Genomic DNA, 25,175 nt, shown 5'->3' with positions numbered 1-25,175 from the left:
CGTCCACCGCCTTCGCGGCGACAAGCAATAATATATCACACCGGATTAGACTAACGCAAGTACTTTATCCGACCAATTTTTTGGCGAATTTCCACCCTCATGAGCCAACATATGCGACCGTGGAAATGGCGTGAGTTGCTAACGGAATTCCATGTACTTAATCGAGTCCACATAACCGAGAGACAATAACTTAGTGGAATTTTGTGTACTTATATAAGCCGATAAATACAAGTAACCAGTAATTACGGCGACATTAGATACATGAATTCCGTTAACGTGCCAGCCCGGTCCCTCTCGCCTCAATGTAAGACCATGGTTTTCCGTTAACGAAGCACGCGCATCGCACACAACAAAAAAGCCGGCTTCTAATGAAGAAGACCGGCCACAAACCTGGCAACAACAATCACTCCGCACCGCGCGCCCGCATATGCGGGAACAATAACACGTCGCGGATCGACGGCGCGTCCGTCAACAGCATAATCAACCGGTCGATGCCGATCCCCAACCCGCCCGTCGGAGGCATGCCGTATTCGAGCGCACGGATGAAATCGTGGTCCATCATATGGGCCTCGTCGTTCCCCTGCTCGCGCTCCACCAGCTGCGCTTCAAACCGCTGCTTCTGGTCGATCGGATCGTTCAATTCCGTAAACGCGTTCGCATGCTCGCGCCCCACGATGAACAGCTCGAACCGGTCCGTAAACCGCGGATCCGCTTCGTTCTTCTTCGCAAGCGGCGAAATTGCCGTCGGATGCCCGTATACGAACGTCGGCTGAATCAACGTGTGCTCCACAAACTTCTCGTAGAACGCATTCACGATATGGCCGAACGTATGCGACGGCTCCACCGGCACCTTATGCTCCTTCGCCAAACGATGCGCTTCCTCGTCGCTCATCTCCGCCCGGAAGTCGACCCCGACCGCGTCGCGAATCAAATCGACCATGTGCGCGCGGCGGAACGGAGGCTTCAAATCGATTTCGGCCCCTTGATACATCACCGTTGCCGATCCGCCCACCTCTTCCGCCACATGCGCGATTACATTTTCCGTCAACCTCATGATGTCTTCGTAATCCGCATAAGCTTCGTACAATTCGAGCATCGTAAACTCAGGGTTATGACGCGTCGACACCCCTTCGTTCCGGTACACGCGGCCGATTTCATACACCTTCTCCAGTCCGCCGACGATCAACCGCTTCAGATGCAGCTCGATCGCAATCCTCATGTACATCTGCATGTCCAAGGCGTTGTGATGGGTAATGAAAGGCCGGGCAGTAGCCCCGCCTGCGATGGCGTGCAGAGTAGGCGTCTCCACTTCCAGGAAACCGAGCCCGTCCAAATAACGGCGCATCGACTGGATGATCTTCGAGCGCGTGATGAACGTCTGCCGAACTTCAGGATTCATGATCAAATCTACATACCGTTGACGGTAACGGAGCTCCACGTCTTTGAGCCCGTGAAACTTCTCCGGCAGCGGATACAGCGATTTCGTCAATACCTCGAGCTCTTTCGCCCGGACCGACAGCTCGCCGGTCTTCGTCTTGAACAGTGTGCCCCGCACACCGACGATATCGCCCAAATCGAGCATGTCAAAAGCCTTATATTTTGCCGCGTCCATCTCGTCTTCCCGCACGTAAATTTGAATTTTGCCGGTCAAATCTTGAATATGCGCGAACGAAGCCTTCCCCATTCCGCGCTTTTGCATAATGCGGCCCGCGATGCTCACTTCAACGACGGACGCCTCCAGCTCTTCCTTCGTCTTTTCGCCGAACTGCCCGACCAGCTCGCCCGCTTGATGGGTACGTTCGAACTTTTTGCCGAACGGGTCGATTCCCAATTCTCGAAGCTCGTCCAATTTGTCCCGGCGAATTTGCAGCAGCTCGCTTAATTCTTGTTCTTGTACCGTTTCACTCAAGGTGGATCACTCCTAATTATGAAAAATGTTACCGATTGAACCAAAAAAGCTTCCATAGGAAGCTTCTGGTTGCGCGCAATCTTTACTTCTTGATATCCATGATCTTATATTGGATAACTCCCGCCGGAACGTTAACGTCGACGACGGCGCCTTTCTTCTTGCCGAGAATCGCTTTGCCGACCGGACTCTCGTTGGAAATCTTGTTCTGCAGCGGATCCGACTCCGCGCTGCCGACGATGCTGTATTCCACGGTATCCTTGAACTCGACGTCTTCGAGCGTAACCTTGGAGCCTACGCTCACGGTCTCGGTATCGACTTCGTCATTGTTGATAATGCGGGCGTTGCGGAGCATTTTCTCAAGAGTAATGATCCGGCCTTCGATAAATGCCTGCTCGTTCTTCGCGTCTTCGTATTCGGAATTTTCGCTTATATCGCCGTAACCGATCGCCACTTTAATCCGTTCGGCGACCTCGCGCCGCTTCACCGATTTCAGATGTTCAAGCTCTTCTTCCAGCTTCTTTAACCCCTCTTGGGTCAAAATGACTTCCTTCTCCGTCATTCCCAGTGCTCCCGTCGTTTGAAAATTGTCGTGCTATTGATGCGCCGCCACAAGATCGTAGACGGTTCGTCATGTGAATAATATATGAACGCTATTGTTGAAATTGCACAGGCTCGGCGCTAAATTTATCCACGATTATATTTCAAGGTACCGGAAATGTCAAACAACGGAAACTGCTTGTTCCTCCAGTCCGACTCCGGATAAGGAACGAACGTAGTCATCCAAAATTCCCGCCACCTGCCGGCGGTCGGTCGCTTCCATGATCCGGTTTTTCACTTCGGCGGAACCTCTCAAGCCTTTCAGGTACCAGGCAAAATGTTTCCGCATATCCTTCACTGCGACGCTCTCGCCCTTCAGAGCAATGAGACGGTCGAGATGCAGCATCGCGATGCGCATCTTTTCTTCCGCGTCCGGATCCGGCGGCAATTCGCCCGTTGTCAGGTACTGTACCGTGCGATACAGCATCCACGGATTGCCGAGCGCGCCGCGTCCGATCATGACTCCGTCGCAGCCGGTCGTATCCAGCATCCGCTTTGCGTCCTCCGGTGTGCCCACGTCTCCGTTGCCGATAACCGGGATTGACACCGCCTGCTTGACGTCGCGAATGACGTTCCAATCGGCTTTGCCGGTATACAGCTGCTCGCGCGTGCGTCCGTGCACGGCGACGGCTTGGCCGCCGGCTCTCTCTACAGCTTGTGCATTTTCCACTGCATAAATGTGCTCATGGTCCCAACCGATCCGCATCTTTACGGTGACGGGCTTCTCGACCGCATCGACGACCGACGCCACCATCTCGTAAATTTTGTTCGGATCGAGCAGCCAGCGCGCTCCCGCGTCGCAGCTGACCACCTTCGGCACGGGGCAGCCCATATTGATGTCGATAATATCCGCATTCGTATGTTTATCGACGTGCTTCGCCGCTTCCACGAGCGTCTTCTTGTCTCCTCCGAAAATTTGGAGCGACAGCGGCTTCTCGCGTTCGTCGACGAACAGCATTTCCAACGTCCGGGCGTTGCCGTGAACGATCGCTTTATCGCTTACCATCTCCGCGCATACGAGGCCCGTTCCGAACTCCTTGGCGATGAGCCGGAACGCGGGATTGCACACGCCCGCCATCGGCGCGAGCACGACGTTGTTTTTCGTCTCGATATTGCCGATTTTCAGTTTCTTTTGTGTCATCAGTTTCCGTCCTTGCTTAGGTGTTATCTTCGCGGACAACCTTCGGTTACCTCCATCCTGACACTCGCGAATATTACTTATTTATTTGCCTGCAGATATTTCGTCTTTGTCGATGCCGAGCGCTTCGGCGATATTCCGAAGCAGCTTGGCGTCTGGCTTTCTCGTGCCGCGCTCAACAGCGCCGAGAACGGCCACTGACACGCCTATTTTTTCGGCTAATCCGCTTTGGGTGTATCCTTTGAGTTTTCGGAATGCCCGAATTCTTCCGGCTTGAATGTCGTTGTTGTCCATACTCTCACTCCATTGCCGCCGTCATTGTGATCAACCTTGACCGGAAACCGGCTCTCCATGTCGGGCATAACGTCCCGCAACGGAACGAGCACGAAGGGGCGCTCCGTCAACCGCGGATGCGGCAGCGTCAACTCCGGCGTATCCAACTTCAGCTCGTTATAAAGCAGTATATCGATATCGATCGTGCGCGGTCCCCAACGGACGGTCCGTACACGGCCCAACTTCCGTTCAACGTCAAGGACTGCCTGCAACAGAGACGCCGGCGGGAGCGACGTCCCGATTCTGCACGCCATATTAAGAAACGCCGGTTGTTCCACGTACCCGACAGGGTCCGTTTCGTAAATCTTGGATACCGAAACGACCGCAATTTCATCACGCTCGGCAAGCATTCTGACGGCTTGTAATAAGTTGCTTTCGCGGTCTCCCACGTTGGAGCCGAGTCCCAAATAAGCGATATTAGGCAGATTCGGGTGACCGGTCATGCTTTCGCCCCGGTTTCCCCGAATCCGATGGCTGCACGGTTCCCACGGGGCTTTGTCCGCGTAATTTCCACCGACACGCCTTCAAATACGATATCGAACGGCGGATTCGGTTTCGTCACACGCACGGTTACTTCATGTATTTTAGCATAAGCGTCAAGCAGACGGGAAGCGATAGTCTCTGCCAGCGCTTCAATCAGCTTGAACGGCCGGCCTTCGACAATTTCTTTCACGATTTGATAAATTTCGGCATAGTTCACCGTTTCGTTTAAATCGTCGGTCTGCCCCGCTTTGGACAAGTCGATTTGAAGCTTCAGCGTCACGTAAAACCGTTGACCGAGCTTGTTTTCCTCCGCAAACACCCCGTGTTTGCCGTAAAACTGCATGCGCTCCATGCGCATTGTATCGTAGCGGTTCGTATTCATACTCATGAAAGAACGTTGCCTCCTTCGGCTGCGTAGTGAATCGCGTCCGCCATTCGCGCGGCGCGGGCGTTGGCGCGCACGTCGTGGACGCGCACCATATGGACGCCTTGCGCGACGCCGAGGACGGTGGTCGCCACCGTCCCCTCCACGACGTCGTCGGCGGGGGCGTCCAACGTTTCGCGGATGAAACGTTTGCGGGACGTCCCGAGCACGACGGGGTAACCGAGCGCGACAATGTCGCGCAGCCGGTTCATGAGCAGCAGGTTATGCGCTCTGTTCTTTGCGAAGCCGAAGCCGGGGTCGAGCAGGATCCGTTCCCGCGGCACTCCGGCGGCGATCGCGAGCTCGACGCTTTCGCGCAGGCCGGCGATCACATCCTGCACAAAATCGGCGCCGTAATTCATGTCGCGCCGGTTGTGCATCAGGATGACCGGCGCCTCGGCACGCGCCGCGACCTGCAGGATCCGCGGGTCCGCCCGGCCTCCCCACACATCGTTCACGATGTGAGCCCCCGCCTTCAGTGCGGCATCCGCAACCGCGCCTTTATACGTGTCAATGGAAAGCGGCACGCCGATCCGTTCGCGGCGCAGCGCTTCGAGCAACGGAATAACCCGGCGCAGCTCTTCATCTTCCGTCACGGCCTCGGCGCCGGGGCGCGTGGATTCTCCTCCGATATCGAGCAAATCCGCCCCTTCCGCGATAAGCCGCTTCGCATGGGCCACCGCCTTCTCTACGCTGTCGTACTTGCCCCCGTCTGAGAACGAATCGGGCGTTACGTTGACGATGCCCATAATGAGCGTACGCCGCCCTAATTGCAGCGGAATGCCCCTGCAGTCGACCGTTCTTAGCTGCGCTTGCATTTGCTCCCGCTCTTGCGATTGCCGCATCATATGTCACCGCCTTGCTTTGTTTTCTTATGGTACTGCTCTATCAATCGAAGCGTCATTTTCCCGGGCTTTCCGCCGCTCAATTCAACCGCTTTCCCGTCTTCATCGACAAGAACCGACACGGGAACGATCTCCTGAACGGAATTCGTGATAAACACCTCATCCGCTTCCAACAATTGTTCCCAACGGTAAAAGCCTTCTTCCGCGCTCATCCCGATTCCGCGCGCCAGCTCCATTACGAACGATCTCGTGACGCCAGGCAAACACCCCGTCGCCAACGACGGCGTTGCCAATACCGAACCACGAACGAAAAACACGTTGCTGACAACACCTTCCGCAACGTACCCTTTCCCGTTCAAGAACAGACCTTCCGCGTCAAGCGTTCCCGCCTTCGACAACACTTCCCACTTGCCGAACACATTATTCATAAACTGGAACGACTTCAAACGAACGGCATGTTCCGGAGAGCTGCGCGGCAGCGTTAACTTGATCAAAACTTTCGCACGAAGCTCCGGATCGGAGGGAACGCGAGGCAACTCCTTTATGTGCATGAGTACATTAGGTGTGGAATACCCTCCGGCTCCCGGCAATCCTAACGGCGCCGGCCCCGCGGAGACGGTCAATCGCACATATGCATCGGACAACCCGCCAGACGCGAGCAATTTCGATACCGCATTGCGAATCTCCGGCTCCTGCGGCTCATATTCAATCCGCAGCGCACGGCAGCCTTCCGCCAGCCGTTCCAGATGTCGATCGAGGAGGAAGGCCTCTCCCCCGTAAGTCCGGAACGTCTCGAACAAGCCCATACCGTACAGAAAGCCGTGATCGCTTACAGGGATCACGGCTTCTTCTTCATTCATTATCTTTCCGTTGAGCCACAGCTTCATTATGCCCGCTCCCGGGCCGGTTTGCCCTGCACGAAATTGCGGAGCAGCGTCAAACCATGCTCCGTTATGATCGATTCCGGATGAAATTGTACCCCTTCGACACGGTATTCCTTATGCCGAAGCCCCATGATTTCCCCCTCGGACGTCTCCGCCGAAATTTCCAAGCAATCCGGCAGCGTCTCCCGCTTCACGATCAACGAATGGTAACGGGTCGCGGTAAACGGGGAAGGGACCCCTCCGAAGATCGTTCGTCCGTCATGCAAAATCGGGGATGTTTTCCCGTGCATCAGCTTGTCCGCCCGAACCACGTCTCCTCCGAACGCTTGCCCGATCGCTTGATGGCCCAAACAGACGCCGAGGATCGGAATCTCGCCTTTGAACCGTTCGATCACCGCAAGCGATATGCCGGCCTCGTTCGGCGTGCAAGGGCCAGGCGACAACAAAATATGATCCGGACGAAGCGCTTGAACATCTTGTAAATCGATTTCGTCGTTGCGCCGCACGACGACCTCTTCGCCGAGATCGCCCAAATATTGAACTAAATTGTAGGTAAAGGAATCATAGTTATCAATAACGAGAATCATCGGACAGCCTCCCTTTTCTCTTCTCGGCTCGACTCCGCTGCGCGACTGTCGCGTTTGTGCGCCCGTTCGCCGATTTCGACCGCTTTCCACAGCGCCTTCGCTTTGTTCAGCGATTCGCGAAACTCGTTCTCCGGAACGGAATCGATCACAATGCCGGCGCCGGACTGCACGTGCGCCGCACCGTCGGCGTAAACCAGCGTGCGTATAGTAATATTTAATTCCAAATTTCCGTTATAGTCAATCCAACCGATAGAACCCGTATATGGGCCGCGGCGAACAGGTTCAAGCTGCTCAATGATTTCCATCGTGCGGATTTTCGGCGCTCCCGTTATCGTTCCGCCCGGAAACACTGCGGCAATCACGTCGTAAGGGTCCTTCCCGTCTGCAAGCTTCCCCTCCACTTCGGAAACGATGTGCATCACATGGGAATACCGCTCGACCGCCATGAACTCTTTCACTCGAACCGTACCGTACGCGGAGATCCTGCCCAGGTCGTTTCGTTCCAAATCGACCAGCATGACATGCTCCGCCCGTTCCTTCTCGTTAAGCAGCAGCTCCCTCTGCAGCTGTCCGTCTTCGCCGTCGTCAGCGCCCCGCGGGCGCGTGCCCGCGATCGGACGGGTGGAAACGCGGCCGTCCTCCAGCCTGATTAGCAGCTCCGGCGAAGCGGAAACCAGCGCCTTGCCGCCCGGAATACGAAGATAAGCCATATACGGGGACGGATTGATGCGGCGAAGAAGCTCATATACGGTTTCCGGCGGCACACAGAGAGTTTTGCTTTGACGTACCGACAAATTTACTTGGAACACATCTCCTTGCGCGATGTAATTTTGAATGTCTCTTACCGCTTCTTGGAAACGTTCGCTCGCCAACGACATCTCGAGGCCGGGAATCGATCCGACATCAATATCGAGATTGGTGTCCGCAACGTCGACGTCCGCTTGTTTCGCCTCTGAGGCGGTCATCCATCGTTCCCATCGCTTGTGCATGCCGCGGACCCTAAGCCTGCTCTGCTCATATCGCTCGGATAGGTCCTCTTCCCGCCAATAATGATCTTGCGGCGTCCGCACCGCGTGCACGGCGCAATACAGCTTGCGCTCTTGATGGTCTACGATCCATAATTCATCGATTCTCATGAACAAATAATCCGGAACAGGGGAATCCGCGACAGCCGTCGCGGGCAGTTTTTCCAACGTGCGAACGACGTCATATGCGAGGAAGCCCACAATGCCTCCGAGAAACTTGGGCGCCCCTTGCACTTTAGGCGAACGATATGGAGCCATCCATCGGCGCAGTGCGTGAAGCGGCGGCCCGGGCAGCTCCTCGCTCATCCTGCCGCCCGCTGCGATACGCATGCCTCTATCCAAATCTCCCGTCACCCACTCGGTCGGCGCCGCGGAGACAAACGTATATCGGCCGCCCTTGCCGCTCTCAAGCACGAACGCCGTTTCCCCGGCTTCTTGCCATAAGCTTGTCCAAGACGGAATCCGATCTTGCGGCAAATCGAAAACTTCGACGTACGGATAACAGGTAAATTCCCGTGTGTCATTCCAATGCATCCACTGTTGATACGATATCATTGCGCCGACCCCATTATTGTTTTATCCCAGTATACTGATTTCTTGGCGATATGAAAAACTTTAAAGAAATTCAACGAAAAAACCACCGCAAGGCGATGACGCCGTACGGTGGTTCGATCGAATGGAAGCTTATTGGTTTTCTTCAAACTGATACAGCGGCGTGCTCAGGTAGCGTTCGCCGTTACTCGGCACAACCGCGACGACACGCTTGCCTTTGCCGAGACGTTTCGCCACTTGAAGCGCCGCGAAGATAGCCGCGCCTGAAGAAATTCCGCCGAGAATGCCTTCCTCGCGCGCCACGCGGCGGGAAGTCGCGAACGCGTCTTCGTTCTCGACCGTTATCACTTCGTTGTAGATTTCCGTGTCCAAAATATCCGGAACGAAGCCCGCGCCGATGCCTTGAATCTTATGAGGGCCAGGCTTGCCGCCTGACAATACCGGGGAAGCGGCCGGTTCTACCGCGTATATTTGAATGCCCGGGAAATTCTCGCGAAGCACTTCGCCCGCGCCCGTGATCGTTCCGCCCGTACCGATACCCGAGATGAACGCGTCCAGCTTTCCGTCGTGGGATTTGATCGCTTCCACGATTTCCGGTCCCGTCGTACGGCGGTGAATTTCCACGTTGGCTTGGTTTTTAAATTGTTGCGGCATGAAGTAGCCCGGATTTTCCGCCTGCAGCTCTTCCGCCCTCTTGATCGCGCCCTTCATTCCTTCCGGGCCCGGAGTCAATACAAGCTCGGCACCGTAAGCGCGGAGCAAATTGCGGCGCTCCATGCTCATTGTCTCAGGCATAACGAGAATCGCTTTATAGCCTTTCGCGGCGGCGACCATCGCGAGGCCGATGCCGGTATTTCCGCTCGTAGGCTCGATAATGGTGTCGCCCGGCTTCAACCGGCCTTCGCGTTCCGCCGACTCAATCATCGAGATTGCGATACGGTCCTTAACGCTGGCGCCGGGATTCTGAAACTCAAGCTTCACATACACTTCCGCGCTGTCCTCCGGCACTACCCGGTTCAGCCGGACAAGAGGCGTGTCACCGATTAATTGCGTTACGCTCTGTACAAGTTTAGCCATAAGTAAATAATTCCTCCTTAAAAATCCGCCCCGCCCGTTCACATCGAAGCCAATGATATCATACTGTTCCCTGAATCCCGAGTAAACAGGTTGGTTTTGCCTTCATCTTATCAATCACTACGCCGAAAGTCAACAGATGTTTATGCGTTTACATCATTGAGCGGGCGCCCCATTTCCTCAATAACTGTTCCAGAACCTCGTCGAGCGGAGGCGCTTTCGACAAAATCAATTCCCAGCGCAAGCTTTCGCGAACTTCACTGTCGTCGGCAGGCCGAATGTCCCTCTTTCCTAACAACGTAATGACGGCGAAACGACCGTCCTCCAACCGAATCGGAGCGCTTACGCCTCCGACAGGCAAGCGTCGTGCGGCCTCCATCATCTCCGGGGGAACGAACGGATCGGTTACGCCGATCCAACCGATGTCGCCGCCGGCGGAAGCGGTGTCCTCATCGATCGAACGATCGCGCGCAAGCAGCTCGAATTCGGTTCCTTCTCCGAGCTCCGCAAGCACCTCTTCGGCGTCCTCTTTCGTCTCAACGACAATCTGGGCAAACCGGATTTCACGCTTCGGGCCGAACTCTTCCGGATGCTCCGAGATGTATCGCTCGACATCGGCATCCGTCACAACTATGCCATTGGTTGCGATTTTCTCCAATTGAAGCCTGTAGAGCGCATCCGCGCGCAGTTCCTCTTCCGTGAGTCCCAATTGCTCTTTCATCGTACGGTAAAACTGCTCCTTGCTGTCGTACCCGCTTTGCATCCGCTCCAGTTCCCGCTCGATTTCTTCACGCTTTACGCCGATCCCGAGCTCCTGCGCCTCCAATCGGACAGCGGACCGCTCCATCCACTCTTTTATGTACTGATCCCCGTACATACGCTCAATGTCCCGCAAAAACTGATCTCTTGACAAACTGACATCCCCGACGCGAGCGACGGAATCCGAAGAGGAATTCGGGGGGTGTTTTTGTGCAGATTCGTCACGGTTTGCGGAAGGGTCGGGAGCGCGTTCATCCCGGTCGTCCGGCAACGGTTGCAAAGGCCAAGCAAGCAGCAGCGCAGTCGTAACAACGGCGGCGATTAACGCCCCCGATGCGCCCCACAACAGTTTTTCTCTCGACATGGCTCCACCCAACCTAACGCAACGTATTTCTTCTCCTACGTATTTAAACGGTTGTAAATGTCCTGAAGTTCCGGTTTTGTAAACTCATATTTTTCATTGCAAAAATGACACGTCACTTCCGCGCGTTCTTCGCCTTCGATCAAAGAACGAAGCTCTTGCTTTCCAAGCGATATCAGCGTCTTTTCCACCCGTTCGCGCGAACAGAAGCATTGGAAACGCACGTCCGTTCGCTCGACCGAGGATAATCCTCCGGTGCCGACAAGCTCCTCCAGAATGCCTTCAGGCGACATCCCGCGCTCCAACATCGCCGTTACCGGAGGAATCGCGCCCAGCTTCCGTTCCAATTCCGCAATGTCCTCTTCGCTTACCCCCGGCAGCAATTGGATGATGAAGCCCCCCGCTTCCTTCACCGAATTGTCGGCCTCTACAAGCACACCAAGAGAAACCGCGGAGTTCGTTTGCTCGGATTTCGCGAAATAATACGTAAAATCTTCAGCCAGTTCGCCGGAAATGATCGGCACGCTGCCGCGGTACGGTTCCTTGAGTCCGAGATCCTTTATAACATATATAAAACCTTCGGTTCCGACGGCGCCCGCCACGTCTAATTTCCCCAATGCGTTGCTCGGCAGATGAATATGCGGATTGTCCGGATAGCCGCGCACCTCGCCTTTCGCATTTGCGTCCACGACGATTTGTCCGATCGGTCCGCCGCCCTTCACTTGAACCGTAAGCTTTTCTTCCCCTTTCATCATGGCTCCCATCATCACGGCTGCGGTAGCCGTTCGGCCGACAGCCGCCGTGGCGGTGGGAAACATATCGTGCCGTCTGCGCATTTCTTCTACCGTGTCGGTCGTTCGGGCCGCGAAGAGCCGCGCTTTGCCGTCAAATGCGGTCGCCCGCACCAAATAATCGCCCAATCGTATCCGCTCCTTCAATTATGCATTCCGTTCATAGAGGATTTGCAGCCCTTGCAGCGTCAGCCGCGGGTTTACAATGTCGATCGTTCTCGATTCGCCGGCTATAAGCTCCGCCAGTCCGCCTGTCGCGATCACGCGGGCATTCGTTTGGAACTCCTCCCGAATGCGGTCGACGATTCCGTCCACTTGGCCGGCAAAGCCGAAAATAATGCCGGCCTGCATCGAGGTGACGGTCGTGCGCCCTACGGTACTCTTCGGCTTTATTAATTCTATTCTTGGCAGTTTCGCAGCTTTCTGATACAAAGCTTCGGTCGAGATGCCGATGCCCGGAGCGATCGAGCCACCGATATAATCGCCTTTCTCGTCAATGTAGCAAAACGTCGTCGCCGTGCCGAAATCGACAATAATGAGCGGCGGCCCGTACAGATGAATGCCGGCGACCGCATTGACGATCCGGTCTGCACCGACCTCCCGCGGGTTTTCATAGCGGATGTTTAAGCCGGTCTTGATTCCCGGACCTACGAGCATCGGCGTTTTCCTCAAATACGTTTCGCTCATCCGCTCTAAAGTGTGATTCAGCGGAGGCACGACGGAGGAAATCATGATGCCTTCGATATCCTCCACATTGATGCCGGCGTGGTTAAACAGATTGCAAATCAGAATGCCGTATTCGTCGGAGGTCGCCGAACGGTTTGTGGCGATACGCCAGTGGCGTTGAAGCTCCTTCTCCTTATACAGTCCAAGAACAATATTCGTATTGCCCACGTCGACGACGAAAATCATGGACGCACCTCTTTCTTGTCGTACAAATCCAACGATATGTCCAATGCCGGCACGGAATGCGTCAACCCACCGACGGAGATGACGTCGACGCCGGTCTCCGCAATGCTGCGCACCGTCTCAAGCGATACGCCTCCGGAAGCTTCCACCACCGTGCGCGGCGCGGCTTGCCTGATCCACGCCACCGCTTCGCGCATTGCGTCGCCGCTCATGTTGTCGAGCATGATGACGTCGGCTCCGGACTCCGTCGCCTCTTTCACCTGCTCTAACGATTCTGCCTCCACTTCGACCCTCATCGTGTGCGGAATTTGCGCGCGCGCCATGGCGATCGCCTCGGCTACGCCTCCCGCCGCTTTCAAGTGGTTATCCTTCAGCAGCACCGCGTCGAACAGCCCGAACCGGTGATTGTGGCCGCCTCCGACACGCACCGCGTATTTCTCCAGCAGGCGAAGTCCCGGCGTAGTCTTTCTCGTGTCCACGATCCGCGGCGGGTTCGGCAGATCCTGCAAAGCTGCCACGAACGATCTCGTCTTTGTCGCGATGCCTGACATCCGCTGCAGCAAATTGAGGGCGAGACGCTCTCCCGTCAGGATGCTCCGGGTGCTTCCTTCCACTTCCATGAGAATATCGCCGTACTTGATATCCGAGCCTTCCGGTGCAATGAACCGAACTTGCAGGCTGTCGTCCGTTTCGGCGAATACGAGCCTCGCAACCGGCAGTCCGGCGGCCACTCCGTCCGCCTTGGCGTGTATTACGGCGCGGCTTCGGTGGGATTGCGCAATGGTGGAAAGCGTCGTGACGTCGCCCGGACCTACATCCTCGCGCAACCAGCTCCGAATGGATTCGCGAACCGCATTCCAATCAAATATGATATTATCTGCGGTGCCGTTGGGCACTTCATTATTGTCCATGGGATAAACTCTCCTCCGCCAATCCGAATTCGCGGTTTTGGACGATATGCTTCTTCCATACGATATCGTCCCGTTCCGGAAAATCTTCCCGGTAGTGGGCTCCGCGGCTTTCCTCCCGCTTCAAAGCGGACAAGGTCGTCAACAGCGCGACGGTCAACAAGTTCGCGAATTCGTAATGTTCTCTTATCGTCAACTTCCCGTAAAAAATCGCCATCTGTTTGCGCAGCTCCTCCAGGCCCTTCTTCAAGCCTTTCTCATTGCGCTTTAATCCGGCGTAGCGAAGCATGATCTTCTGGAGCTTTAACCGCTTTTCGATAATCGGCTGCGCCGGCGCTTCCGTCCGTCCGAGGTTGACATGAAACGTCGGTTCCCGTTCGTGACCGGCCAGCTCTCCGATGCGCTCCACGATCCGGCGGCCGAATACGATCGCTTCGGAAAGCGAGTTGGACGCAAGGCGGTTGGCGCCGTGCACCCCGGTGGATGACACTTCACCGCATGCGAACAGACGGCTGATGTTCGTTTCGCCGCGCAGATCGGTTTTCACGCCGCCCATCATATAGTGGGCCGCCGGTGCGACCGGAATCCAATCGCTGGACAGGTCCAGGCCGTATCTTAAGCAAAACTCGTATATGGTCGGAAACCTCGCCTTCACCGCTTCCTGCGACTCGTGCGTCAAATCCAAATATACGAAGGTCGATTTCGTCTTCTCAATTTCGCTTACGATGGCGCGCGCCACAACGTCTCTGGGAGCCAGCTCGAGCTGCGGATGATACTGCTCCATGAACCGTTCTCCTTTAATGTTGCGCAGCACCGCGCCTTCGCCCCGGACAGCTTCGGAAATCAGGAAGCGCGGCGCTCCGGGATACGTCAGCGCCGTCGGGTGGAACTGGACGAATTCCACGTCCTGTATGTACGCTCCCGCCCGATAAGCGATGGCGATGCCGTCTCCGGTGGCGATATCCGGATTCGTTGTATACCGGTACAATTGCCCCGCGCCGCCGGTACAAAGCACCGTCGCTTTCGCCGCGACGAACACGAGCTCTCCGCCGGGACGCTTCACGATCGCGCCGTAACAAACTCCGTCTTCGGTCACGACGTCAAGACAGAAGTGATCGTCCCATATATCGATCCTGTCGCTTCGCCTTGTCGCTTCCGCAAGCGCGCGGACGATCTCCGCGCCCGTGGCGTCTCCTTGCGCGTGAAGTATGCGGCGCTGGCTGTGAGCGCCCTCCATCGTCAGCGCGTATTCGCCTCCGTCTTCCCTGTCGAAATTCGTGCCCAGCCGAATCAGCTCCTGCACGCCGCCCGGTCCCTCGTGCACGAGCACATCGACCGCTTCCGACGAGCATAAGCCGGCGCCTGCGATAAGCGTATCCTGACGATGGTATAGAGGGGAGTCCTCATCGGAGATGACCGCCGCTATTCCGCCTTGCGCATATCTTGTGTTGCTTTCCAAGAGCGACTTCTTGGCGACCATCGTCACCCGGTTCGATTCGCTCGCCTTCAATGCCGTATATAAGCCCGCAATCCCCGAACCGACCACAATGACGTCGGTGTCCACGCGGGGCAGCTCCGAAATATCGATGTCAACCAACGTGCGCGGTATCACTGCGTACCCCTCCCTATTCGTTAGCGCTGAAACCATGAAGCAGCGCATGCTACTTCACTTGTAGCATGCGCTCCAGGGAAAGCCTCGCTTTGTCCGCAACGTCCGGCGGTACGTAGATTTGCGGCTGCATCGTTTCGAGGCAGCGTACGAGCTTCTTCAAATTATTCACTTTCATGTTCGGGCAAACCAAGTATTTAGTCGCAAAATGGAATTTCTTATGAGGACTGTCCTTGCGCAATTGATACCCTGTACCGTCTTCCGTACCTACGATAAACTCGTCGTGCCCGGATTCGCGGCAGTACTTGATGATTGCCGTCGTACTTCCGACGAAGTCCGCCATCTTCACCACCTCGGGGCGGCATTCCGGGTGGACGACGAATTGCGCGTTCGGATACTGCTGCCGCATCTCGATGACGTCCTTCACTGTGAGCATGTCGTGCGTGTTGCAGTACCCTTCCCAAATGATCATCTTCTTATCGGTAAACTTGGATACATAGTCGCCCAAATTTTTATCCGGCACCCAAATAATCTCTTCCGCATCAAGCGATTGGATTACTTTCACCGCATTCGCCGACGTGCAGACGATGTCGGTTTCCGCCTTGATTTCCGCCGAAGAGTTGATGTACGTGACCACTTTCGCGTTAGGATGCTTTTTCTTCAACTCGCGCAGCCCTTCGACATTCACCATGTCGGCCATCGGGCAGCCGGCGCGTTCGTCGGGGATGAGCACCGTCTTGTTCGGAGCGAGAATTTTTGCGCTTTCTCCCATAAAATGAACCCCGCAAAACACAATAACGTCCGCATCCGCTTCGGCCGCTTTCTGAGCCAGCAGGAACGAGTCCCCCCGAAAATCGGCCACTTCCTGTATTTCATCGCGTTGATAATAATGAGCAAGAATAATGGCGTTCCGTTCTTTCTTCAATTGTGCCAACCGCTCGCGAAGCTCCCGGTTTTGCTCCTGTTTGCGCTCCTGCGCTAAAGCTTCCATGGTAGGCGCCCCCATGCGTCCCACATCCTTTCCCGTCTAAAAACCTGTATAAATGATGCCGTGACGATAGTTTGTGAAAAAAGTAACGATTGTATGATGAAAAAAAGGCCTTTCAGCCTTACATTAAGTTTACACTTACTTTACAAAATGATTTTTGCCGTGTCAATCGGTGATATTCCCGGTTTTCGTTCATATTCTCACACGTTTGGCCGTATTTCCGGCAAACGAAAGCCGCCCCGTACAGGAGCGGCGTCGGAACTGCTTATCGCTATCTTATTCCTTATCGAAATCCAGCTTGTTGCTGTCGTCCGAGTTTTGCTTGTTAATGTTCACTTTCACGTCTTCTTCCTTCGCAGGCGCCGATCCGGCATCGGGGGTGCCATCGCTGCCGGCCGTGCCTTCGAGCGAGCCTTTCTCGATGAGCGACTTGATCTGATCAAGATCGAGCGTTTCTTTCTCTAAAAGTGTCTGGGCGATCAAGTGAACTTCGCGATCATGTTCCTTCAACACTTTCCGGCCGCGTTCGTAGCACTCATCGACCATTCGCCTCATCTCGAGATCGATTTCGTATGCGATTTGGTCGGAGTAGTTCTGCTCGTGGCCGATATCCCTGCCCAAGAACACTTGGCCTTGGGTCGTACCGAACTGCATCGGTCCGAGCTTATCGCTCATGCCGTATTCAACAATCATCGAACGGATGATGGATGTCGCCCGTTGGAAATCGTTCGAAGCTCCCGTTCCGATCTCGCCGATGTACATCTCCTCGGCGATGCGTCCCCCGAGCAGCCCCGTCACTTTATCGAGGAGCTCGTTCTTCGTCATCATATAACGGTCTTCTTTCGGCAGCATCATGAGATAACCGCCTGCGCGGCCGCGCGGAATGATCGTTACCTTATGCACCATATCGGCATTCTCCAGATGGTAGCCGATAATCGTATGGCCCGCTTCGTGGTACGCCACGATCTTCTTCTCTTTCTCGGAGATGACGCGGCTCTTCTTCTCCGTACCGACGATGACGCGGTCGATCGCTTCCTCGATCTCGGGCATGCCGATATCTTTCCGGTTGCGGCGCGCTGCAATGAGAGCCGCTTCGTTGAGCAGATTCTCAAGATCCGCCCCAGTAAATCCGGTCGTATATTTGGCGATCGATTCCAATTTCACTTCTTTGGCAAGCGGTTTGTTGCGGGCATGCACCTTCAACACCGCTTCACGGCCTTTCACATCCGGACGGTCCACCGTAATTTGCCGGTCGAAGCGTCCCGGACGCAGCAGCGCCGGGTCCAATATATCCGGACGGTTCGTAGCGGCTACGATGATAATGCCTTCATTAATGCCGAAGCCGTCCATCTCTACAAGCAGTTGATTGAGCGTCTGCTCGCGCTCGTCGTGGCCGCCGCCGAGACCTGCGCCCCGCTGACGTCCCACCGCGTCAATCTCGTCGATAAAGATGATGCAAGGCGCGTTCTTCTTAGCGTTCTCGAACAAATCGCGCACGCGGGATGCGCCTACGCCGACGAACATCTCGACGAAATCGGAACCGCTGATGCTGAAGAACGGAACACCGGCTTCTCCGGCAACGGCGCGCGCCAAAAGCGTCTTACCGGTACCCGGAGGGCCAACGAGCAAGACACCCTTAGGTATACGGGCTCCCAACGCGGAAAACTTCCGCGGATCCTTCAAAAACTCTACAACCTCGATAAGCTCTTGCTTCTCTTCGTCCGCTCCGGCAACATCCTCGAACGTTACCTTCTTCTTCTCTTCGTTATATAGTCGCGCGCGGCTCTTGCCGAAATTCATCACCTTGCCGCCGCCGCCTTGCGCTTGGTTCAACAGGAAAAAGAACAAGATGAAGATGATAATGAAAGGTACGATCCCGGTCAAAAAGGCAATCCAAACCGGCTCGCCCTCTTGACGCGCATGCTCTTCTTTCACACCGCTTTCGCGGATGATCTGCAAAACATACTCATCAACGGGAGCACGCGTTTCAAATGTGGCATCCGCGCCCTGTTGACCTTTATATTGGCCTGTAATTAAGTAGGTATAACCATCGAACCGAACGTTAACGGACTCGACCTTACCTTCGGCCAACACTTCGCGGAATTGATTGTAGGAAAGGGGTTCGCGTTCGTTATTCTGATTGCTGATGTAATGTACAATTCCGACGGTTACTAAAAAAATAATGAGATAAAATCCGGTGTTCCGGACGATCTTGTTCATTCCCTACCTCCTCTCGAGACGTGAATATATTGTATCATAGCCAAATCCTGCATCACAACAAACGGTGCGGATGGTTGACTCACGGCTTATCAATGATTGCCCGAGTAGACGGAAGCTTTTAACACGCCCACGTACGGCAAGTTGCGGTATTTTTCGGAATAATCAAGTCCGTATCCTACGATGAAGGCGTCCGGAATTACAAACCCTTTGTAATCCGCATCGAGCCCTACCGTCCGGCGCGCCGGTTTGTCGAACAGAGTGACGATCTTGATAGAATGCGCGTTACGGCGTTCGAGTATATCGATGAGGTAAGAGAGCGTCAAACCGCTGTCGATAATATCCTCTACTATCAAAATGTCGCGCCCTTCCACCGGAGTATCCAAATCCTTAAGAATCTTGACAACGCCCGAAGACTGGGTTGCCTTCCCGTATGACGAAACCGCCATAAAATCGATCTCGAGAGGAATGTCCAACCGTTTCACCAAATCTCCCATAAAAAGAAAAGCGCCTTTCAGCACGCACAGAACCAACGGGTTTTTCCCGGCGTAGTCTTCGCTGATTTGTTTGCCCAATTCCGCAATCTTCCGCTGTATTTCCTGTTCCGAAAATAGTACTTCCTCGATGTCGTTGTGCACGTTATCCTCCCGCATGGCTGTCAAAACAGTCCTAAAGTACAACTATCCTATGTATGCAAACCGAGAACCATGACTTTAAGCAAAAAAGTCCCCGGAAAAGCGGATTCGAACTATCTTTCCGCTCCGCTCATCGACAAGCGCATGGCGCGATCTCCGCAAACCGGGCACCCAAAGCAGCGTTCCGTCCGGGGTGGCGATCAACGGCCATTTGTCGCGCCGTTCCGGCGCTATCTTCAAGTCAATGAACATATCTTTCACTTTTTTGCTGCCTTTTAAACCGTATGGTTCGATTCTGTCGCCGGGCCGCCGGTTGCGCACAAGCAGTTCCCCGCCGAGCCGGTCCGCGTCGAATAATGCGACACAGGAATCATTGCCGTAAACTTCGTCCGGATCGGATGGTTCTGCCAGCATCCATTCTAACGAAGCGTTCGCTTCCGGAACATGTAAACCGCCGTTCTTCGTTACGTCAATTTGCCGGACATAAGACGGCGCCTCCGGTTTCTCCCGAGTCGTCCATTCCACCGCATCGTATATGCGGCGAAAATACAGTTTGTCGGTCAAACGAAGCTCCATATTGGAAGGGGAGGAGGCAACGATCGCTTCCCGCATCCGCTCCAATTTCGAAAAATCGATGGAAGAATCATCCGCAGCAAGACAACTTAATATTATTTTAAACATCCTTCGTTGTAAAGCGGGATGAACGTTAGCAATTCCGATCCGGTCGCCCTTGACGCCCCTGTCCGTCTTTTCCGTCAAACTCCGCACAAGCGCTTCCGCCTCGGCATCCAAAAGGTCGCTCTCGTCTGCGCTTATTTGTGCAAGCCGCGAAAGAGCTTCCCGCACGCCATCGCGATGCTTCATTAAATAAGGAAGAAGGTCGAGACGCACGACGTTGCGAAAATATTTCCGGGATTCGTTGCTGCTGTCCCGGCGAAATTGCAATCCGAATAACTCGCAATAAAATTCAAGCTCCGATTTAGTTATACGCAGCAGAGGCCGAACAAGTTTCATTCCGTATGCATGGCGTACAAACCTGATGCCCGCCAATCCGCCAGGTCCCGTTCCGCGAACTATTCGCATCAGAACCGTCTCCGCTTGATCATCCGCATGATGCCCGAGCGCAACCGTTGTCGTTTGCAAGGCTTCCGCGGCTTTCCGCAACGCCTCGTAACGCAGTGCTCTTGCGGCCGCCTGCACGTTATTGCCGTGTTCCGCCGTCACTTCCTTAACGTTAAGGCGCGCGGACCAAAAAGGCAACCCCAATCGAGCGGCCAGATCCTTCACGAACTGTTCCTCTTCGTCCGACTCTTGGCCGCGAAGCCCATGATTCACATGAGCGACGGAAAGCGTCCAGCGCCAACGCCCTGCCAAACGGTGAAGCAAGTGAAGCAGCGCCACGGAATCCGGGCCGCCCGATACGGCCGCCACGATACGCTCGCCTTCTTCAAACAGCTTCCGTTCCAAGATCGTATCCTCGACTTGCCGTATGATGTCCGCTCCTCGCATGCATATGCTCCTAACGTAACGGTTATTTCAATAAAACCCACCAGAGGGAGACTGCGAAAGCGGCGGCCGATCCCGTAAGCCAATATGCGGACCAATCCGCAACGCCGGCTTTGCGGCGGATCTTCAGCGCCCGATCGCCGCATGCGTTCTCCCAATCCTTCAAAGCTTCGTCAAGACGGCCGTATTCTCCTCTAATCATTCTTTTCAAGCAGTCGGACACCGGGCGCAGCGCGGAACACCCGTCCACAAGCGCTTGCAATGCGCCGGCGTTTCGCCGGTCCGCTTGTTCGAATAACGCTTTTAAGCGGTTCAACTCGCCCGCCCCCTCCAACATGAGCACACAGAAGGAAAACAGATCGTATGACGGTTCGGAGGTTCGCCCGCCCGATCTCCATAGGCCGCGGTCATACAGCTCTGAGTACTGCTTAACCGCGCGGCCGAACGGCGTCGCTCCCCCGAAGTCGATCAATGCCGGTTTCCCTCCGGCACCAACCAATACGTTGTCGCTCTTCAAATCACCGAACGCCCACCCGAGTTCGTGCAGATCGCGCAATGCCTTTAAAAGAAGCGAGCCGCTGCGGAGCAGAGCGCCGATTCCGTATACTTTCGCAAATTGCGCAATCGGAACGCCCGGAATGAATGTCATCGTATAAAACGGAAACGCCGCACCTAAAAAATCCCAATCATCCGCCTGAAACAGCTGAGGGAACGTTGCGTGCGGACGCTCCGTCCGCAGCGTCGCCAGCATGCGAAGAGCGTTCATCTCCGATTGAAGATCGTAAACGTCCAGTCCGATTTTTAAAGCGCAAGAGGAAGACCCGGACGATGAGCGCGTCAAATACACGCTCCCGTTCGCGCCTTCCCCTAGCTTGCGTTCAATCCGGTAAACAGCTCCGCTCCACTTCCCGGTAATACGATCGCCCGGCTGCAGTCGGGGCAGTTTATACAACGTAATCGCCCCACAAGGCCGTCTCGCCGTCCATATATCCAATCGTTTCCAATAAAGCCGGCCCGGTCGGAGTTGTGCCTTTCATGTTTAATTTATAAAAGATCTTGTCTAATTTTGCAAGGTCGCTTGTCCAAGCAACTTCTAATTGAACGGCGTTCGAATTATTTCCCGGGAAATGTAGCACCGCAAGTTCGCTTTTGCCTTGACGCGCGCGCAAGCTAAGCATCAAATCATAGGCAGCCTCGCGCACCGCCTCGATCTTCGGCTTCATGCTGGCGCTCGTATCGATCAACAAAGCAACCTTTAAAGGCGCCGTTTCCGTCAAATCGTCCACGGTCCGAACCACTTGAGCGCGTTGATCGGGCGGCAATGCGGCGATCGAACCGTCCGGACTGCCCATGATCGCCTGCAATTGCTTGCGAACGACTCCTTGAATTGTCGCGGCAACCGTCTGCCGGGTCATCATTTGCATCGTATGCGCCAAATTCCGGGCGGTCACGACGCGGCTTAAACCTCCTCCCGCTTGCGCTATATCATGAATTTCGGCCTCGCCGCGAGCGCCGATTTCATCATCTTGCACCACACCGATCACATTGACCGCGATGCCTCTTTCCAGCGCTTGTGCCGCGGCGTGCACCGGGCTTATTCCAACGTTGGAACATCCGTCCGTAATGACGATAATTTGCTTCACCTTATGTCGCTCCCCTCAGGATTCGGCCGTATGCCGAAACTAGTTCTCTTAGAATCTAGTTTTTCCATGAGAGGTGATTTATAACCAAACCTCCTTCGAAGTATTTTCAAGGTAGCCAGACCGCGAATTATGGAAGGTTTGGTTGCAACATTAAAATAATCCTGTTCTGCATGGAACTTCATGATTTCAATGTTTAAACCAAACCTCCTTCGAAGTATTTTCAAGAAAAACTTCTATCGAAGAACATATTGAATCTTCAACTCACCGTCCTCGGCCGTTCGACCGATGTGTTTCCGCGCCAGCGGAATGTCGCCCATTCCGGCTGGAACTGATTTATCTTCGCTACGATGACCGTCATATCGTCTTCGATTTCTCCGTTGTGGTGGCGAACGACCGTCTCCAACAACGCATCGGCGGCTTCTTGCGGAGCATCCGCGTCCAATTCGGCGATCATTCGTTTCATCCATAATTCTTTGTTGACCGCATGGCCCGGCGCGTCGAAGACGCCGTCCGTCATCATGATGAGCACGTCTCCAGGCTGCAGCTGCAGCGATAACAAGTCAACCTCGATATCTTTCAATATCCCGATTGGCAGGTTGTTTGCCGAAATCGGAATCACTTCCTTCCCTCTTTTAATGAAGCTTGGCGTCGAACCGATTTTCATAAATGTCGTTTTAGCGCTGTACAAATCGATAATGGCCAAATCAACCGTTGCAAATACTTCATCCGAAGAACGAAGCGTCAATACGGAGTTCACCGATTTGATGGCGAGCTGCTCGTCCATGCCGGATTGAAGCAGCTGCTGCAAGATAGACAGCGCTGCGCTGCTTTCCTCCCGGGCTCGCTCTCCGTTGCCCATACCGTCGCTAATGGCGACCGCAAACTTCCCGCTGCCCAGCTCCATCGTGCTGAAGCTGTCGCCCGACAGCCATTCTCCTCCCTTCGCGGCGCACGCGATCCCTGTTTCGACCTCGAACTCCTTGGCCGAGCCGAACACGACGGTAGCAAAGCCTTCACCCGGTTCGCCCCACTGCTCCCGCTTCACGGCGATCGTTTCTCCCAAAACATCCGATAACAGCGGAGCGATCATCTTTCGGCATTCGTCGAAACCGCGCTGGAATGCATGCACGATTTCGATTTCGATGTTGCCTTCATCCAGCGAAATAATTTCTATGCTATGTACGGAAAGCCCCATTTCCTCCAATACTTGCGTGATCTGTTCCTCTTGCAGGAACAGTGCTTGTCCTTCGCGCCGAATTTCTTTCACCAGATCGTCCATGACCTGGGATACGCCGAAGAGCTGTTCCGACACCAGCTTTCTGCTGTCCTGAATTTGTTTCACCCAATGGCGCTCGTAACGGTACTGGGTATATTGCTGCTGCAGCAGGGTCAATACTTTATCCGTCTTATGGCACAGCTGCCGCCACTCGGGGCGAATGTTATCTTTGCCGTATTCCGGATTGATCTCGATTTCGGTCATCATATCGGTCATGAACTTATAAGTTTTATAAAAGTTGGCGTTCCAACAGGTTTCCTTCTTGAAACATGTGGAGCACGCTCCCGCCGTCACCGCGTTCATGAAATGTCCGACCTCTTGTTCAAACTGCAGCACGTTGTTTTTCTCCGTCAAGTGGTTAAAGCTGCTCGCCAATTGCTTAAATACGTCGGAAAATTGCGTCACGCGGCTCGCCGTAACCTCCCGGACGCGGCGCGCATAGTCTTGCTGCGATTTCGCATGCTCCTGCGTGCCGGGCACATATTTCGCCACCGTCCGGATCATGCCCCGGGGGGTAAGCAGGAACAGCGCCACCGCGGCAACGGACTCCCACGTCGATTGCAGCACTTGGGAAGTGTCGCCAACGTAGAGTGATAGAATCGAAGAACCGAGCAGCATTCCGAAGCCGACCGCCATCTTTCCTCCGTCTTTCAGCAGACCCGCGAGCATCCCGGCAAACGCTAGCAAGCTGATTTGATGAATGGCCGATATGTTCGCAAGACTCAATATTAAGCCGGTGATGACGCCCACCGACGCACCGATCGGCGCTCCACCGACAAATGCCATTAGAAGCATGAGATAGCGGGATAACGTATGCTCGACGGAGACCGTCCCGATATTCCAATGAACCGTACCGGTCATCACGGATGCAAGCAAAATAATCAAACAGATGATTTCTTCGTGGCGAAGCTGATAATTTTTACGGGTCAAAGTAAACACCGGAAGAGCTTGCATGAAGATCAGCGTCAACACACTGCTAAGGAGGGCTTCCACTGCAGTCATAAGTAGCGCGTACCAGGTTAAATCCGATGCCGCAATATCCATAAACAACCCTACTGAAAATGCCGAGAGGAATACGATCACCGGTCCGGAGGAAGCATCGGCTTTCTCGTACCGCTGCAGAGCTTTTTGAAGAAGAAGGAACACAACCAACTGGGCGACGATCGCTCCGGTCTGAACTTGGACAGCCATCAAACTGCCCGCAATGAGCGCGACCGACGTTATGCGGAGAAGACTCGGACGCAAATAAGAAATCGCGGCGAAAAAAGCGAGCGCAAACGGAGCCAGTTCCTCAAGAATCGACGCCCTGCCGAGCAGAAACGCCATCGCGACAAGCAGCACCGACCACCTCTTGCCGACCGCCGCTTGCACAATACGGTTCTGTACGAGCCAATCCCTGCCCCATAGCTTTGCGTTGCCGAACGAATTCTTCCAATCGGAACCGAACCGTTGCAGAGCGTTGCGTTTTTCCATCAATGAAAGCACCTCCTGGGTCATTTTCGAAAGAGTAGAGTGCCTCCATTATTTCAGAACTCTAGCAAAAAGTTTGTCACAATGCGTTGATAGAGTTGAAAAATTTTCCGACAAAAACGGCACGCTCTCCACAATGCTTCAAGACCGTGCCGTTGCAGCGCTTCTCACTTGTCACCTTAAACGAAATGTCAAAATTTTGAAGACGAAATGTCGAAACGTTCGTGTCGAAACTAAGAAGTTAATAAAAAA

Annotated in this window: 23 protein-coding genes; all 23 read right to left on the bottom strand. The window is 54.6% G+C overall.

The window, feature by feature from the left end; genetic code table 11:
* Positions 1–403: 403 nt before the first annotated feature.
* Positions 404–1,909 carry a lysine--tRNA ligase gene (lysS, locus tag JET16_RS27910; RefSeq protein ID WP_199624100.1) on the bottom strand — a complete coding sequence of 502 codons (1,506 nt, stop codon included), beginning with the start codon at positions 1,907–1,909 and terminating at the stop codon, positions 404–406.
* 82 nt (positions 1,910–1,991) lie between these two features.
* A complete protein-coding gene (gene greA / locus JET16_RS27905) occupies positions 1,992–2,468 on the bottom strand; it encodes a transcription elongation factor GreA (protein ID WP_199624097.1) in 477 nt (158 codons plus the stop codon).
* A 159-nt stretch (positions 2,469–2,627) separates the two neighbouring features.
* Positions 2,628–3,647: a tRNA dihydrouridine synthase DusB gene (gene dusB, locus JET16_RS27900; protein ID WP_199624094.1), complete on the bottom strand. Its 1,020-nt coding sequence runs from the start codon at positions 3,645–3,647 to the stop codon at positions 2,628–2,630.
* 81 nt (positions 3,648–3,728) lie between these two features.
* Entirely contained in the window at positions 3,729–3,938 is a 210-nt protein-coding gene (locus JET16_RS27895) for a helix-turn-helix domain-containing protein (protein WP_199624091.1), read from the bottom strand.
* Positions 3,863–4,420: a 2-amino-4-hydroxy-6-hydroxymethyldihydropteridine diphosphokinase gene (folK, locus tag JET16_RS27890; RefSeq protein ID WP_199624088.1), complete on the bottom strand. Its 558-nt coding sequence runs from the start codon at positions 4,418–4,420 to the stop codon at positions 3,863–3,865. The genes JET16_RS27895 and folK overlap by 76 nt, the downstream gene beginning before the upstream one ends.
* Complete coding sequence (folB, locus tag JET16_RS27885) at positions 4,417–4,848, bottom strand: dihydroneopterin aldolase (protein ID WP_233532367.1); 432 nt, start codon at positions 4,846–4,848, stop codon at positions 4,417–4,419. The genes folK and folB overlap by 4 nt, the downstream gene beginning before the upstream one ends.
* Positions 4,845–5,729 (bottom strand): dihydropteroate synthase, encoded by an 885-nt coding sequence (gene folP, locus JET16_RS27880; RefSeq protein ID WP_407673214.1) that lies wholly within the window; start codon positions 5,727–5,729, stop codon positions 4,845–4,847. The genes folB and folP overlap by 4 nt, the downstream gene beginning before the upstream one ends.
* Entirely contained in the window at positions 5,729–6,616 is an 888-nt protein-coding gene (locus JET16_RS27875) for an aminotransferase class IV (protein WP_199624085.1), read from the bottom strand. Before JET16_RS27875 ends, folP begins: the two co-directional genes overlap by 1 nt.
* Positions 6,616–7,200: an aminodeoxychorismate/anthranilate synthase component II gene (gene pabA / locus JET16_RS27870; protein ID WP_199624072.1), complete on the bottom strand. Its 585-nt coding sequence runs from the start codon at positions 7,198–7,200 to the stop codon at positions 6,616–6,618. Before pabA ends, JET16_RS27875 begins: the two co-directional genes overlap by 1 nt.
* On the bottom strand, positions 7,197–8,780 hold the full coding sequence (locus tag JET16_RS27865; protein ID WP_199624069.1) for an anthranilate synthase component I family protein: 1,584 nt from the start codon (positions 8,778–8,780) through the stop codon (positions 7,197–7,199). The genes pabA and JET16_RS27865 overlap by 4 nt, the downstream gene beginning before the upstream one ends.
* 129 nt (positions 8,781–8,909) lie before the next feature.
* Positions 8,910–9,854 carry a cysteine synthase A gene (gene cysK, locus JET16_RS27860; protein WP_199624066.1) on the bottom strand — a complete coding sequence of 315 codons (945 nt, stop codon included), beginning with the start codon at positions 9,852–9,854 and terminating at the stop codon, positions 8,910–8,912.
* A gap of 148 nt (positions 9,855–10,002) precedes the next feature.
* On the bottom strand, positions 10,003–10,974 hold the full coding sequence (locus JET16_RS27855; RefSeq protein ID WP_199624063.1) for a peptidylprolyl isomerase: 972 nt from the start codon (positions 10,972–10,974) through the stop codon (positions 10,003–10,005).
* Positions 10,975–11,009: 35 nt separating this feature from the next.
* The gene (gene hslO / locus JET16_RS27850; RefSeq protein ID WP_199624060.1) at positions 11,010–11,891 is read right to left on the bottom strand and encodes an Hsp33 family molecular chaperone HslO; all 882 of its coding nucleotides are present in this window, start codon (positions 11,889–11,891) and stop codon (positions 11,010–11,012) included.
* Positions 11,892–11,909: 18 nt separating this feature from the next.
* Positions 11,910–12,674: a type III pantothenate kinase gene (locus JET16_RS27845; RefSeq protein WP_199624057.1), complete on the bottom strand. Its 765-nt coding sequence runs from the start codon at positions 12,672–12,674 to the stop codon at positions 11,910–11,912.
* The gene (nadC, locus tag JET16_RS27840; RefSeq protein WP_199624054.1) at positions 12,671–13,582 is read right to left on the bottom strand and encodes a carboxylating nicotinate-nucleotide diphosphorylase; all 912 of its coding nucleotides are present in this window, start codon (positions 13,580–13,582) and stop codon (positions 12,671–12,673) included. The genes JET16_RS27845 and nadC overlap by 4 nt, the downstream gene beginning before the upstream one ends.
* Positions 13,572–15,191: an L-aspartate oxidase gene (gene nadB / locus JET16_RS27835; RefSeq protein ID WP_199624051.1), complete on the bottom strand. Its 1,620-nt coding sequence runs from the start codon at positions 15,189–15,191 to the stop codon at positions 13,572–13,574. The genes nadC and nadB overlap by 11 nt, the downstream gene beginning before the upstream one ends.
* Before the next feature lie 49 nt (positions 15,192–15,240).
* Positions 15,241–16,179, bottom strand: a complete 939-nt coding sequence (nadA, locus tag JET16_RS27830; RefSeq protein ID WP_199624048.1) for a quinolinate synthase NadA — start codon at positions 16,177–16,179, stop codon at positions 15,241–15,243.
* 273 nt (positions 16,180–16,452) lie between these two features.
* Positions 16,453–18,396 carry an ATP-dependent zinc metalloprotease FtsH gene (gene ftsH / locus JET16_RS27825; protein ID WP_199624044.1) on the bottom strand — a complete coding sequence of 648 codons (1,944 nt, stop codon included), beginning with the start codon at positions 18,394–18,396 and terminating at the stop codon, positions 16,453–16,455.
* An 89-nt stretch (positions 18,397–18,485) separates the two neighbouring features.
* A complete protein-coding gene (hpt, locus tag JET16_RS27820; RefSeq protein WP_199624032.1) occupies positions 18,486–19,031 on the bottom strand; it encodes a hypoxanthine phosphoribosyltransferase in 546 nt (181 codons plus the stop codon).
* 75 nt (positions 19,032–19,106) lie between these two features.
* Complete coding sequence (gene tilS, locus JET16_RS27815; RefSeq protein ID WP_199624029.1) at positions 19,107–20,537, bottom strand: tRNA lysidine(34) synthetase TilS; 1,431 nt, start codon at positions 20,535–20,537, stop codon at positions 19,107–19,109.
* Between the two features lie 22 nt (positions 20,538–20,559).
* Positions 20,560–21,486 carry a serine/threonine-protein kinase gene (locus tag JET16_RS27810; RefSeq protein ID WP_199624016.1) on the bottom strand — a complete coding sequence of 309 codons (927 nt, stop codon included), beginning with the start codon at positions 21,484–21,486 and terminating at the stop codon, positions 20,560–20,562.
* Complete coding sequence (locus tag JET16_RS27805) at positions 21,479–22,177, bottom strand: vWA domain-containing protein (protein ID WP_199624013.1); 699 nt, start codon at positions 22,175–22,177, stop codon at positions 21,479–21,481. Before JET16_RS27805 ends, JET16_RS27810 begins: the two co-directional genes overlap by 8 nt.
* 256 nt (positions 22,178–22,433) lie before the next feature.
* Entirely contained in the window at positions 22,434–24,926 is a 2,493-nt protein-coding gene (spoIIE, locus tag JET16_RS27800; RefSeq protein ID WP_199624001.1) for a stage II sporulation protein E, read from the bottom strand.
* Positions 24,927–25,175 lie beyond the last annotated feature (249 nt).

Origin of the sequence: Paenibacillus alkalitolerans, assembly GCF_016482785.1 — a bacterium.
In the GTDB taxonomy this organism is placed as follows: domain Bacteria; phylum Bacillota; class Bacilli; order Paenibacillales; family YIM-B00363; genus Paenibacillus_AE; species Paenibacillus_AE alkalitolerans.
This window is presented reverse-complemented; position numbering and strand designations above follow the sequence as displayed.